The organism is Kaistia sp. 32K, from assembly GCF_016629525.1.
GTDB lineage: Bacteria > Pseudomonadota > Alphaproteobacteria > Rhizobiales > Kaistiaceae > Kaistia.
On record NZ_AP024269.1, the window covers coordinates 3,153,721 to 3,166,485 of the forward strand.

Annotated in this window: 11 protein-coding genes; 5 read left to right on the top strand and 6 right to left on the bottom strand. The window is 68.5% G+C overall.

The annotated features are described in order from the left end of the window. Positions 1–207: 207 nt before the first annotated feature. Positions 208–1,488 carry a serine hydrolase gene (locus tag K32_RS14670; protein ID WP_201400239.1) on the top strand — a complete coding sequence of 427 codons (1,281 nt, stop codon included), beginning with the start codon at positions 208–210 and terminating at the stop codon, positions 1,486–1,488. Between the two features lie 3 nt (positions 1,489–1,491). Here K32_RS14670 and K32_RS14675 read toward each other — a convergent pair whose 3' ends face one another. Then, positions 1,492–2,181: an SDR family NAD(P)-dependent oxidoreductase gene (locus K32_RS14675; protein ID WP_201400240.1), complete on the bottom strand. Its 690-nt coding sequence runs from the start codon at positions 2,179–2,181 to the stop codon at positions 1,492–1,494. A 248-nt stretch (positions 2,182–2,429) separates the two neighbouring features. Between K32_RS14675 and K32_RS14680 the strand changes: the two genes are divergently transcribed. Beyond that, a complete protein-coding gene (locus K32_RS14680) occupies positions 2,430–3,341 on the top strand; it encodes a pseudouridine-5'-phosphate glycosidase (protein WP_201400241.1) in 912 nt (303 codons plus the stop codon). A 159-nt stretch (positions 3,342–3,500) separates the two neighbouring features. On the opposite strand, the gene K32_RS14685 is transcribed toward K32_RS14680, so the two are convergent. From K32_RS14685 to cckA, 4 genes are all read right to left on the bottom strand, one after another. Continuing rightward, positions 3,501–4,400: a class I SAM-dependent methyltransferase gene (locus K32_RS14685; protein ID WP_201400242.1), complete on the bottom strand. Its 900-nt coding sequence runs from the start codon at positions 4,398–4,400 to the stop codon at positions 3,501–3,503. Positions 4,401–4,408: 8 nt separating this feature from the next. Beyond that, positions 4,409–4,768: a hypothetical protein gene (locus tag K32_RS14690; protein WP_201400243.1), complete on the bottom strand. Its 360-nt coding sequence runs from the start codon at positions 4,766–4,768 to the stop codon at positions 4,409–4,411. A 50-nt stretch (positions 4,769–4,818) separates the two neighbouring features. After that, on the bottom strand, positions 4,819–6,102 hold the full coding sequence (locus tag K32_RS14695) for a cytochrome P450 (RefSeq protein ID WP_371812684.1): 1,284 nt from the start codon (positions 6,100–6,102) through the stop codon (positions 4,819–4,821). Between the two features lie 128 nt (positions 6,103–6,230). Then, positions 6,231–8,774: a cell cycle histidine kinase CckA gene (gene cckA / locus K32_RS14700; protein ID WP_201400244.1), complete on the bottom strand. Its 2,544-nt coding sequence runs from the start codon at positions 8,772–8,774 to the stop codon at positions 6,231–6,233. Between the two features lie 552 nt (positions 8,775–9,326). Here cckA and K32_RS14705 point away from each other — a divergent pair. Next, on the top strand, positions 9,327–10,577 hold the full coding sequence (locus K32_RS14705; protein WP_201400245.1) for a flagellar biosynthetic protein FliO: 1,251 nt from the start codon (positions 9,327–9,329) through the stop codon (positions 10,575–10,577). 130 nt (positions 10,578–10,707) lie between these two features. Here the strand turns inward: K32_RS14705 and dksA are convergent, their stop codons facing one another. Then, a complete protein-coding gene (dksA, locus tag K32_RS14710) occupies positions 10,708–11,124 on the bottom strand; it encodes an RNA polymerase-binding protein DksA (protein ID WP_026304652.1) in 417 nt (138 codons plus the stop codon). A gap of 369 nt (positions 11,125–11,493) precedes the next feature. On the opposite strand from dksA, the gene K32_RS14715 reads away from it, so the two are divergent. Both K32_RS14715 and K32_RS14720 read left to right on the top strand, forming a co-directional pair. Next, positions 11,494–11,988 (top strand): hypothetical protein, encoded by a 495-nt coding sequence (locus K32_RS14715; RefSeq protein WP_201400246.1) that lies wholly within the window; start codon positions 11,494–11,496, stop codon positions 11,986–11,988. Between the two features lie 141 nt (positions 11,989–12,129). Beyond that, complete coding sequence (locus K32_RS14720) at positions 12,130–12,675, top strand: histidine phosphatase family protein (protein ID WP_201400247.1); 546 nt, start codon at positions 12,130–12,132, stop codon at positions 12,673–12,675. Positions 12,676–12,765: the final 90 nt, after the last annotated feature.

Below are 12,765 nucleotides of genomic sequence, written 5' to 3' on the forward strand. Positions count from 1 at the left end.
CCCCGTCGACCCGCGCCGTCGCCAGTGGCGGCGCGCGCCTTCCAAGGCTAGGGTGATGTGTCGCCGCCGGACGGCGATCCATAAGGGAGGCCCTCTATGTCGCGATGCTCTGCCAGGCTCCGGGCCGGACGAAGCCAAGCGGGTTTCCTCGCCGCCGCCCTGCTTTCGGTCATGCTGCTCCCGGCATCGGCGCAGGAGACAAAATCCATGACGGCTCCCACGACGGCTCCGGTAACGACCATCTCGGCAACGGCGCCGATGACAGCCGAGGAATCCGATCCCGGCAAGCTCGGCTGGATGGTGGGGTCGCCGCCGCCCGCCGACAAGATCATCCGCTACAGCGATCCGGATTTTTTCGCTTTCCCCAAGCTGCGCTGGACCGTCTGCCATTTCCGCGAGCTCGCGCCGACGGTCGGCGTCGGCCGCGGCCTCGGCCCGCTGCGCTTCTTCGATCGCGCCATCGATCCGGCGATCGACGCGCTGACCTTCGTGCCGCTCGGCGACACAAAGCCGATGCGCTTCGCCGATTCGCTCGCCGCCAACTACACGGACGGCATCGTCATCCTGCATGACGGCGTCCTCGTCTACGAGCGCTATGCCGGCTGCCTCGACGAGACCGGCAAGCATGCGGCGATGTCGGTGACGAAGTCGCTGACCGGCCTGCTCGGCGAGACGCTGGTGGCGGAAGGCAAGCTCGACGAGAATGCCAGGGTCGCGACGCTGGTGCCGGAACTCACTGAGAGCGCGTTCGGCGATGCGACCGTGCGCCAGGTGCTCGATATGACCACCGGCCTCCACTACAGCGAGGACTATGCCGACCCGGACGCCGACGTCTGGATCTATTCGGCCGCCGGCAATCCCTTGCCGAAGCCGGCCGACTACACCGGCCCGCGCAGCTATTTCGACTATCTGAAGACGGTCCGGAAAGAGGGCGAGCATGGCGCCGCCTTCGGCTATAGGACGATCAATTCGGACGCGCTCGGCTGGATCATCGCCCGCGTCACGGGAAAATCCGTCGCCGCGCTGCTGTCGGAGCGGATCTGGAGCCGGATGGGCGCCGAGCAGGACGCCTATTACACGCTCGATTCGACCGGAACGCCCTTCGCCGGCGGCGGCTTCAGCGCCGGCCTCCGCGACATGGCCCGCATCGGCCAGCTGATGCTGGACAATGGCAGGCAGGCCGGCGAGCAGATCATCCCCGAGGCGGCGATCGCCCATATCCGCGCCGGCGGCGACAAGGTGGCCTTCGCCAAGGCCAATTATCCGCTGCTGAAGGGCTGGAGCTACAGCGGCATGTGGTGGATCTCGCACAACGCGAACGGCGCCTTCATGGCGCGCGGCGTGCACGGCCAGGCGATCTATGTCGATCCGGCCGCGCGCATGGTGATCGCCCGCTTCGCCTCCAACCCGGTCGCCAGCAACGCCGCCAACGACCCGACGAGCCTGCCCGCCTATGAGGCGGTGGCGAAATACCTGATGACGAAGTGAGGATCAGGCGGTCAGGCCGCCATCGACGACGATCGTCTGGCCGGTGACGTAGCGCGCCTCGGGCGAGGCCAGATAGGCGACGGTCGCGGCGATTTCCTGGACCTCGCCATAGCGGCCGGCCGGAATGCGGGCGATGCGCTCCGGCGTGCTCGGCAGCGAATCGATGAAGCCGGGCGCGACGGCGTTGATGCTGACGCCGTCCTTGGCGAGCAGCCGCGCCGCGACGCCGACATAGGCGGAAAGCCCGGCGCGCAGCACCGAGGACGAAGCGAAGTCCGGATCGTTGCGCTTGGCGGCGAAGCTCGAAATCGCGATCACCGCGCCCTTCGAGCGCTCGAGCTCGGCGCGGGCGGCGCGCAGGAGGCGGACGGTCGGCAGCAGGAAGATGTCGAGCGCGGCATGCCAGTCGCCGTCGTCGAGATCGAGCAGCTTCTTCTTGGCGGCATGGCCGGTATTGGCGACGACGACGTCGATCTGCCCGGTCTCGGTGCGCGCCCGCTCGACCAGCGCCTCGATGGACGCGGCCTCGGTCACGTCGCCGCGCACGGCAAAGCCGCCGAGCTCGGCGGCGAGCGCCTCGACGCCCTCGGAACGCCCGAGCAGGCCGACGCGATAGCCGTCCGCGGCCAGCCGCTCTGCGATGCCCCCGCCGATGCCCTTGCTGGCGGCCGTGATCAATGCGGTCTTCGTCATGCCTCAAGCTCTCCGCTGTTCAACGAGGCATCGATATGAACGACTTCCGGAGGGAAAGAAAAGGCAACGCCGTGCCGGAAGCCGGGCGTCGCGGCGAACTTCATGCTGCCATGAGCGAAAAGCATGGCACCCGCCCAGCGCGAGGCACTTGCCTCGCACGCGCGGGATCGGCATGGTCCGCCTTTTCGCGGTCGCTTCGCGCCCCCGTCGGGGGCGCCGGCCCGCGCCTCTAAGAACGGTACTGTTCGATGTCCGAAAAAGACCTCATCATCCTTTCCGACGAAGTCGCCGCCGCCAAGGCTGATGGCAAGCCCCTCGTGGCGCTCGAAACCACGATCGTCACGCATGGCATGCCCTATCCGGACAACATCGCCACGGCGCGCGCGGTCGAGGACATCGTCCGCGCGAATGGCGCGGTTCCGGCGACGATCGCCATCATGGACGGCAAGATCCGCGTCGGCCTGACGGCGGACGAGCTGGAGCGCCTCGCCGGCCTCAAGGACGTGCTGAAGGTGTCGCGCGCCGATCTGGCCTTCGCGCTCTCGACCGGCCGTCCCGGCGCCACCACGGTGGCGGCGACGATGATCACGGCGCATCTCGCCGGCATCAAGGTGTTCGCGACCGGCGGCATCGGCGGCGTGCATCGCGGCGCCGAGACCACCTATGACGTCTCGGCCGATCTCTACGAGTTCCCGAAGACGCCGGTGACGGTCGTCTGCGCCGGCGCCAAGGCTCTCCTCGACATCCCGAAGACGCTGGAAGTGCTGGAGACGCTCGGCGTGCCTGTCGTCACCGTCGGCCAGGACGCACTGCCGGCCTTCTGGTCGCGCGACAGCGGCCTGCCCTCGCCGCTTCGCCTGGACGCGGCCCGCGACATCGCCGCCTTCATCGCCAAGCGCGCCGAGATCGGCCTCGAGGGTGGCCTGCTGGTCGCCAATCCGGTGCCGGTCGCCGACGAGATCCCGGCCGAGGAGATGCGCTCCTATATCGAGACGGCGATCATCGACGCCGAGCGCGACGGCATCCGCGCCAAGGGCGTGACGCCCTATGTGCTCGGCCGCATCCTCGAGCTGACCTCGGGCCGCAGCCTCGTCACCAACATCGCGCTGGTGAAGAACAACGCCAAGCTCGCCGCCGGCATCGCGGCAGCCCTGGTCTGAGCCACCGGAACGGCCTTCGCCTCGCCCTCTCCCGCCCGCGGGAAGGGGCTGGATGAGGGTCTTGCCCGGATGAAATAGCGAAAGGGCGCCTGTTCGTCGGAACGGGCGCCCTTTTTCAATTCCGGATTCGCGATCGCCGGCGGGGGCTAGCGCGGCCCATCAGGCGGCGGTCGCGGGAAGCGGGATTTCGGCGTCGGTCGTCGCGGCCGTCTTGATGGCGGCCACCACATGACCGATCGTGGCGCGGTCGAGCGCGGCGGAGCCGCCGACATAGATCTGGCCGAGATCGGGACCGCTGCGATCCTCGATCGACGAGAAGCCGAGCGCGGCGAGGCGGCCGGCGAGATCGTCGGGACGGAAGAAAGTGACGAAGGGCTCGCCGAGGCTCGCGGTGCGGCCCGCCAGCGTGGTGAAGGCAAGGCGCTGCAGCAGGCCGAGCTTTTCCGGCGTCTCGGCGTAGTCGAACACGACCTCGGCGCCGCCGACGCGGCCGGCGATGATCTGAAGCGTCGAGAGGATCGCCGCCTCGGTCAGATAGGGGGCGACGCCGAGCCAGGAGAAAAACACCGGCACGGCCGGATCGAGGCCCGCCGCCAGCAGCTTTTCGTCGAGATGCTCGGTGGTGAAATCGACCGGCACGAAGGTCACGTTGTCGGGCACGGCAATGCCGGTCGCGGCCAGCCGCTCGCGCTTCCAGACCTGGGTCGCCGGATAGTCGACCTCGAACACGACGACGCCCTTGTCGGCATAGGGATTGCGATAGGCGAAGGTATCGAGCCCGGCGCCGAGCACGACGACATGGCGGACGCCGCGCGCGACGGCGGCGGCGAGCCGGTCCTCGGCAAAGCGGCTGCGGGCGGCGAGGAAGGCGCGGATGGTCTCGCCGCCGGGCGAATCGGCACGCGAGAGTTCATCGCGCGCCAGCACGGAGCCGCGGTCGCCGCCGACGATGGTCAGCGCGAGCGGATCCTCGAAAATCAGGGGCTTGTCGAGAAGCTGATGCGCCGCGCGGCGCATGGCGACGCGAAAGGCGGTAGCGCTGGGCTGTCCTTCGATCATCCTGACTTTTACTCCAGACAGCCGAAATTGGTAAGCAGCCGCACGGCGGTTTCCCTGTCCCCGGCTTCGCCCGGCTTGGCGTAGTCGGAAAGCAGCAGCAGCGACGACGGCCCCGCTTCCTCGAGGATGGCATGGAACGGCACGAAATCGGCGCCGGCGGCAACCGCCACCTCGCCGCAATAACCATGGCCGTTGCGCGCCTTCGACAGGTGCAGCTTGCGGAACTCCGCCGCGCCCGGCACCGCGAAACCGCGAGTCACGAGAGCCTGGATCGTCGCCACCAGGCTGGGGTCGAGGCTCGCATCCGAGCCGTCGACGACCGTCTGCGCACCGGCCGGCGCGGCCATGAGCAGGCCGAGGACGGTCAAGGCGCCGGCGATCCTCCCGGCCAGACTTGGCACCCCGGTAAGACTTGGCATCAGCGATCCCATGCCAGGTTCAATCCATCGAGACCGTGAAAATGATAGGTGTCGCGATAGCGGGGCGCCTCGGCGAAGCGGAGGCCCGGCAGTCGCTCGAACAGGATCGGCAGCGCCACCTGCATTTCGAGCCGGGCGAGCGGCGCGCCGATGCAGAAATGGATGCCGAGGCCGAAGGAGACGTGCGGCTTCGGTTCGCGCGTCGCGTCGAAGCGGTCGGCGCTCGCATAACGACCGGGATCGCGGTTGGCGGCGCCGAGCAGCAGGCCGACCTGCTGGCCCTTCTTCAATTGGATGCCGCCGAACTCCAGATCCTCCAGCGCATAGCGCATGAACATGTGCAGCGGCGGATCGTAGCGCAGGCATTCCTCCACCGTCGCGGCGGTCGTCTCGTCGGACGCGAACAGCGCCTTCGGATCCGCGCCGGAGCGCAGGATCGCGCGGACGCCATTGCCGACCGCGTGCACCGTCGCTTCATGCCCGGCATTGAGCAGCAGGATGCAGGTGGTGATCAGCTCGTCCTCGGAGAGCTTCTCGCCCTTCTCCTCCGCCGCGATCAGCTGGCTGATCAGATCGTCGCCCGGCTTGCCCCGCCGCTCCTCGACATAGGCGCGCAGGAAGGCGGAGAAGGCGAGCGTCGCCTCGACGGCGGCGTCCTCCATCGCTCGGGTACGGCCGAGCTGGTACATGCCGACCATCGCATGCGACCAGGCGAGCAGGTCCGGCGCGCGCTCGACCGGCACGCCGAGGATCTCAGCGATGACGGTGATCGGGATCGGCGTCGCATAGGCGTCGATCAGCTCGACCTCGCCCTTCGCCTCGAAGCCGTCGATCAGCTCGTGGCAGAGCGCCTCGATGCGCGGCCGGAGCCGCTCGATCTGGCGCGAGACGAAAGCGCGGTTGACCAGCGTCCGCAGACGGGTGTGAACGGGCGGTTCGCGCTCCAGCATGGAGAGGTTGTCGACGTCGTAGAACGGCTTCAGATGCGCCGGGATCTCGGGAATGCCGAGCTCCTCGCGGGTCGCCACATGCAGGATCTCGCGGCCGAAGCGGCGATCGCGATAGAGCGCGTTGACGTCGTCGGCGCCGAGGAAGCACCAGACGCCCTGCTCCTCCCAGAAGAACGCCGGCGTGACGGCGCGGATCGCCTCGAAGACCGGATACGGATCCTGGAAGAAGACCGGATCCTTGGCATCGATCGAAACGCGCCGCGTGACCGGATCGATCCGGACCGGCAAGGCCTGCGCCTCTGCCTGACGGGTGGGCGCGCTTCCATCGTTCATGAACATCATTCCAAGTTTAAGATCTGAACCGACATTTTCGGCGGCCGCGCGCGGCTTGGCAAGCGCGGCGTTCGCAGCGCTCGCGGGGCACGGATTTGCCCGTGGCCCGCGAGGGCTCGAAGGCGCGGCTACCGGCCGAGCGTTTCCTTGACCGCCGTCGCCAGCTGCTTGAGCGAGAACGGCTTCGGCAGGAAATTGAAAGTCTCGCCGTCCGGCAGGTTGCGGGCGAAGGCGTCCTCGGCATAGCCGGAGACGAAGATGATCTTGAGATCCGGCCGCTCCTTGCGCAGTTCGCGCAGCAGCGACGGGCCGTCGAGCTCCGGCATGACGACGTCGGAGACGACGAGATCGATCGTGCCGCCCGTCTCGCGCATGATCTCCAGCGCCTCGACGCCGGAGGTCGCCTCGTGCACCGTATAGCCGCGCGAGGTCAGCGCGCGGGCGGCGAAGCTGCGCACGGCCTCCTCGTCCTCGACCAGCAGGATGCTGGCGCTGCCGGTCAGATCGGCGATCTCGGGCGGCTTCTCCGCCACGGCCTCGGGCTTGGCCGAGATAGCCGGGACATGGCGCGGCACGAAGATGCGGAAGGTCGTGCCGACATCCGTCTCGCTGTCGAAGAAGATGTGCGCGCCGGTCTGCTTGACGATGCCGTAGACGGTCGAGAGGCCGAGGCCGGTGCCCTTGCCGACATCCTTGGTCGAGAAGAACGGCTCGAAGATCTTCGACTGCACTTCGGGCGGAATGCCGGTGCCGGTATCCTGGACCTCGATCAGCACGTAATCGGCAGGCGGCAGCGGCTTGTAATGGAAATCCGGAATTTCCTCCGGCGTCACGTTGCGGGTGCGGATCGTCAGCGTGCCGCCCTTCGGCATGGCGTCGCGCGCGTTCACCGCGAGGTTGATGACGACCTGCTCGAACTGGTTCAGGTCGGCCTTGATCGGCCAGACGTCGCGGCCGTGCACGAGCTGAAGCTTGACCTTCTCGCCGAGCAGCCGCTCCAAGAGGATCGAGAGATCCGACAGCACGTCGCCCATCGCCAGCACCTGCGGGCGCAGCGTCTGGCGGCGCGAGAACGCCAGCAGCTGCCGCACCAGGCCGGCGGCGCGGTTGGCGTTCTGCTTGATGTTCATGATGTCCTGGAAGGACGGGTCGCTCGGCCGGTGGTTGGCGAGCAGGAGGTCGGAGAAGCCGATGATCGCCGTCAGCACGTTGTTGAAATCATGCGCGACGCCGCCGGCGAGCTGGCCGATCGCCTGCATCTTCTGGCTCTGCGCGAACTGCAGCTCCAGCGCGCGCTGCTCCGTCGTCTCCAGCGCGTAAACGGTCGCGATCTCGCGATCGTTGGCGTCCTCGTCGACCGCCGAGACGTAGAAGCGGACGCTGCGTTCGCCATGGCCGGGAATCGTGGTGTCGACGGGCGCGATCTCGCTGCGGCCGCCGGCGGCGGTCTCGAGCGCGGCTTCCAGCGCCGGGCGCTCCGCCTCGGCGACGAGGTCGATCAGGCGCGAGCGACTGCCGCCGTCCGACTTGATCGGCCCGAACAGACGGGCGAACGGCGCGTTGGTGCGGCCGATGCGGCCGGACTTGTCGATCGAGGCGATGGCGAAGGGCGTGTGGTTGAAGAAGCGCGTGAAGCGAACCTCGGCGGCGCGCAGCGCCTCCGACAGCTCCTCGCCCGGGCCGCGATTGAGCACCACGGTCCGCGTCGCGCCCGGCGCGCCGTCGCCGGCAAAGGGAACGCGATGCAGCAGCCGCACCGGCAGGCTCTGGCCGTTCTGCTTGACGAGATCGAGGTCGATGGTCTCGGTGCGCGTCTCGCTGGCGCTCTCGCGGCCGATCGAGAGCAGCGCCGCGCCGTCGCCGCGCACGATATCGGCCAGCATCAGCGTGCCCGACTTGAAGAAGGTCAGGTCGATGCCGAGCCAGTCGGCCAGCGTCGCATTGAGATAGACGATGCGGCCGTCCGGCTCGGCCGAGAAGAAGCCGGCCGGCGCATGATCGAGATAGTCGATCGCGTGCTGCAGGTCCTGGAACACCGTCTCCTGCTGGGCGCGATCCTGCGTGACGTCGGAAACCTGCCACGCGGTCAGCAGGCGGTCGGCATCATCGCCACTGCGCACCGCGCGCACGCGGATGCGGTACCAGCGCGGCGGCCCGGAGGCGGGGCCGGCCAGCGGGCTCGGCATGCGCACTTCTTCGACGGCGGCGCGGCCCTGCCGGATCGATTGCGACAACCGGTAGATCGCCTCGCTCGCCGCCTGATCGGACGAGAACACGCGCTCGACGACGCGCACGTCCTTGACCTCGTCGGCGCCGATCAGGTCGGCATAGGCGGCGTTGGCATAGAGAATGCGGCCGTCACGATCGGTGATCAGCATTCCCTCGGCCATCGAATCGATGAAGCCGCGGGCAAGCTCGTCGCGCGGCGAGCGGCCGCTGAAGCGCAGCAGCCCGATCGCCGCCGCGAAAAGCGTGAACACGCCGACAACAGCGAGAAGGCCGAGAAGGGCGAAGATGAACGGCTCGGCAGCCGCCGGCGGCAGCAACGCGAAGGCGAGCGCCGCGCCGACGAGGCAGCAGGCCAGCACGAGCAGCCGGCCGATGCCGGTCGGACGGTCGGCGCGATCGACGAGCGCGCGGCGTGACGGCTTCTGGTTGTTGCTTTCGGTCATTCCGTCACGCGGCCCGACATGCGCGGCATCAACCCCTGCACCCCGGTCTGCCCCATCTTGCTCTCGGTCCTGGCGAATTCTTGTTTCTGGCGAAGAATCGCTGTTCGCCGCATGTATCAGGCAGAATGCGGAGGATCACACCCGAATTCAACGCGGACGGTAAAATCGCCTCGTTCGCAGCCCGGCCCGCCCCGCCGCCGCCCTTCGACAAATCACGGCATTTGCCTTGGAATCGGCCAGCTCGCCCCCTAACCAACGCCCGGAGATGCGCTTTTCGCGGCCTGACGCTGCGAATTGCGCACAACGAGAACGCGAATCCACTGGATTCTGCCAAACTCATGGTCAATGAATTCTTAACGCCACCAGGGGATTGATGGATCAGATCCGCGCTGCGGGGTTGCCAAGGCCTAGCGCACGCACGAAAAACGTCGAATAAGCAGGGAGTCGAGCTTTCAGGCACGGAGAGTGCCAGGCTCGGTCCGTTTCGACGCCTCGTTGCGGGCTGAACCGAAATCGGCGGGCTGAACCGGAATCGGAAGTCGGGAGAATAAGATGCACGATTATCTGGCGCCAATGTTCGGCGACACAGGCGCGACCATTGCCCAGTTCGTGATCACGCTGGTCGTGATTCTTCTGGCGATCCTGCTGGTCTTCTGGCTGATCCGCCTCTTTACCAATGGCCGTCTCGGCAGCAGCCCGGCGCGCGGCCGCCAGCCGCGCCTCGCCGTGCTCGACGCGCTGCCGCTCGATCCGCGCCGCCGGCTGGTCCTCGTCCGCCGCGACAATGTCGAGCACCTGATCCTGATCGGCGGCCCGTCCGACCTCGTCGTCGAGCCGGGCATCCAGCGGGCGCAGCCGCCGGCGCGCCGCCTCGAGCCGCTGCGGCAGGAGCCCCCGGCCCGCCCGGCAGCGCCCCAGCAGCAGAACGGCCGCGTCGCCCCCGAAGCGCCCCGCCAGCCCGAGCCGCGCCGCCCGGAGCCGCAGCCGGTCGCCGACATCTCGGCCTATGAGGCACAGCCGGAGCCCGCGCTGCGCCAGCAGCCCGACTTCGAGCCCGTCGCGGAAGCGCCGGCCGAGATCGCCCAGGAAGCCCGCTACGCCCAGCCGGAGCCCGAGCCGGCGTTCGACGCGCCTTCGCCGCGTGTCACGCCGCCGCAGCGCCCGGCGCCCGAGCCGCGCACCGGCCGTGGCTTCCCGAGCTTCCTGTCCGGCAACCGGCCGCGGCACACGCCGACCACGGCCGACGTGCCGCAGCCGCCCTTGCCCGTCCAGTCCGCGCCGATCCAGTCCGCGCCGCCCCAGCCCGTGCCGTCGCCCCGCCAGGCGCCGCCGGCCGAGCCGATCGAGGGTCGCCCGATCGGCCAGCGCCAGCGCCCCTATGACCCGCGCCCGCTGCTCGGCTCGCAGCAGACGCCCGTCGCGCCGGGCGCCGTGCCGCCCGCCTCGGCCGAAGCGCCGTTCAGCGCGAATTTCGACAGCCCGCGCGCCGCGCCCCGCCGCGCGCCGATCCCGCCCGCTCCGCCGGTCGAGGCAGCCGATCCGTTCGCCGGACTGGATGACGAGGCCGAGCGCCTCGCCCGGTTCGAGCCGATCTTCGACGTCGGCGCCGAGAGCGTGCGTTCCGCCCCGCCCGTCGAGCCGCCGCAGCCCGAGGACGAGCCCGTCGTCATCGCCGAGGATTTCGTCGACGAGCAGCCTCTGCCCGACGAGGAGACGTCCGCCAACGCGCCTTCGGCGGTCGGCGACCTCGAAAAGGAAATGGCGCGCCTGCTCGGCGAAATATCCGGCTCGCGCAAGGGCTGATACGCAGGGATTGCCAAAGGCGGGTCGCCCGGCGGCCCGTCTGAGACCAGGAACACACAAGAGACCAAGAAGAAGGGCGCGGAACCGATGGTTCCGCGCCCTTCGTCATTTTTGGATATGGTCCGGGAGTCTATTCGTCGCGGTAGACGCGCTCACGCCGCTCATGGCGTTCCTGCGCCTCGATCGAAAGGGTTGCGATCGGCCGGGCGTCGAGACGCTTGAGGCTGATCGGCTCGCCCGTTTCCTCGCAGTAGCCGTAGCTGCCATCCTCGATCCGCTGCAACGCGGCATCAATCTTGGCGATCAGCTTGCGCTGGCGATCACGCGCCCGCAATTCGATCGCACGATCCGTCTCCGAAGAAGCACGGTCTGCAAGATCCGGATGGTTGACGTTCTCGTCCTGGAGATGCTGGAGCGTTTCCCGGGACTCCCGGAGAATATCGTCTTTCCAGGCAAGGAGCTTCTTGCGGAAGTACTCCCTTTGCCGCTCGTTCATGAAGGGCTCGGCTTCCGTAGGCCGATACGCTTCAAGGGTATCTAACGTCATGAATGACCCCTGCTCGATGGCATTTCGGCGCGGAATATAGCGATGCGACACCCTTAGGACAACTGGTCGCGCCCTTCTTTGTGAGAAGGCCGAATTAACGGTGTTCGGATGCCTTCAAGGAGCCACATTTCGTAAAACGCTTTCACGCAAGCTTTTGATATTCCAGCGCTTCCCCAAATGGCCCGAAAATGGCGGAAAGGCGGGAGCGGCGAGCAGGCCCTGTCGCGCCCGCGTGGCATTAACGCAACGGAAGGTAAAACTTCGTTAATGTTAACGATGATTGAATGAGCGGGCTGTTTCAGCGCCGCTGCCATCGGCGACGCCCCTGACCGATCCGCGCGTCCGCGCGGCTGACCGAGGAAGCCGTCCGTGAGCCAGTCCCGTCCGCAGAATGCCCTGCGCCAGCCGGAGCGAAACGCCGATCCGCAAGGCGCCCTGCCCGCCGTCCGGGGGCGCGACGACGCCATCCGCGTCTGCGCCAGCATCGAGGCGACGATGGAGGCGCTCTTGCAGATGATTGAGGCGGAGACGACGCTGCTGCGCAAGGGCCAAGCGATCGCCGCCGCCGAGCTGGAAGCGCGCCAGGGACATTATGCCCGCCGCTACATCGACGAGCTCGGCCGCATCGGCGCCGTCGGCAACGAGCTCGACCATTTCCTGCCGGGATCCGTCGCCCGGCTTCGCCGCCTGCACGAGCAGTTCTGCGCCGTGCTCCGGATCGACATGGCCGCGCTCGCCACCGCCCGGGCCGCCTCCGCCGTCGCGCCGCCCGCCATGCCGCCGGCCGCGCCGGCGCGGCCGATCCCCGCGGCCCCGGCGCCCGTCATCCGCGACCCGAGGCTGGCGCGGGCCGCCGCCGGCTGAGCCCTTCCCGCCCCCTTGCCCGCGCCCCTTCGGGAGCGGCGATCACGCCGATTGCAGTCGGCCCGCAGCCGTGTCAGCGTATCGCCAGCCGGGCAGGCCCGGAAAACCAGAAGCCCCGCAACAGGGAACGATGCGATCGCCATGCGCCTTCTTCTGCTTCGTCACGCGAAATCGGCCTGGGACGTGGCCGGCCTTGCCGATTTCGACAGGCCGCTGGCGCCACGGGGCCGGCGCGCGGCGACGATGATCGGCGAACACCTGGCCGCCCACCGCCTGACGCCCGACCGCATCCTCTGCTCCTCGGCGCGGCGGACGCGCGAGACGCTGATCGGCCTGCTGCCGATGATCCCGAGCAATCTCGAAATCCGCATCACGCGCGATCTCTACGAGGTCTCCGCCGACGCCTATATCGACTGCGTCGGCGCGCTCGGCGGCAATGCCCGCAACCTGATGCTGATCGGCCATAACCCGACCCTGCAGGACACCGCGCTGGAGCTGATCGGCAGCGGCAACCCGGCGCTGCGCGAGGAGATCGGGGCCAAGTTCCCGACCGCCGGCCTCGCCGTCATCGATTTCGACATCCACAAATGGTCGGAGCTGCGCCCCCGCACCGGCCGCGTCGTCGCCTTCTTCCGCCCGCGCGAGCTGGAACTGGTCGGCGGCGAGCCGGCCATCGACGACGAATAGGTCTTTTGCCGTCCGCGTGCCGTGCCTACATGGGACGCGGCCGGCTCATCGGCCGGGATGGCGCGTCGACCCGATGCGCCACCACGACCG

Excerpts from the sequence above, each read along its gene's own strand:
- K32_RS14670 (WP_201400239.1), top strand. The coding sequence starts at position 208 with ATGACGGCTCCCACGACGGCTCCGGTAACGACCATCTCGGCAACGGCG.
- K32_RS14675 (WP_201400240.1), bottom strand. The coding sequence starts at position 2,181 with ATGACGAAGACCGCATTGATCACGGCCGCCAGCAAGGGCATCGGCGGG.
- K32_RS14680 (WP_201400241.1), top strand. The coding sequence starts at position 2,430 with ATGTCCGAAAAAGACCTCATCATCCTTTCCGACGAAGTCGCCGCCGCC.
- K32_RS14685 (WP_201400242.1), bottom strand. The coding sequence starts at position 4,400 with ATGATCGAAGGACAGCCCAGCGCTACCGCCTTTCGCGTCGCCATGCGC.
- K32_RS14695 (WP_371812684.1), bottom strand. The coding sequence starts at position 6,102 with ATGAACGATGGAAGCGCGCCCACCCGTCAGGCAGAGGCGCAGGCCTTG.
- cckA (WP_201400244.1), bottom strand. The coding sequence starts at position 8,774 with ATGACCGAAAGCAACAACCAGAAGCCGTCACGCCGCGCGCTCGTCGAT.
- K32_RS14705 (WP_201400245.1), top strand. The coding sequence starts at position 9,327 with ATGCACGATTATCTGGCGCCAATGTTCGGCGACACAGGCGCGACCATT.
- dksA (WP_026304652.1), bottom strand. The coding sequence starts at position 11,124 with ATGACGTTAGATACCCTTGAAGCGTATCGGCCTACGGAAGCCGAGCCC.
- K32_RS14720 (WP_201400247.1), top strand. The coding sequence starts at position 12,130 with ATGCGCCTTCTTCTGCTTCGTCACGCGAAATCGGCCTGGGACGTGGCC.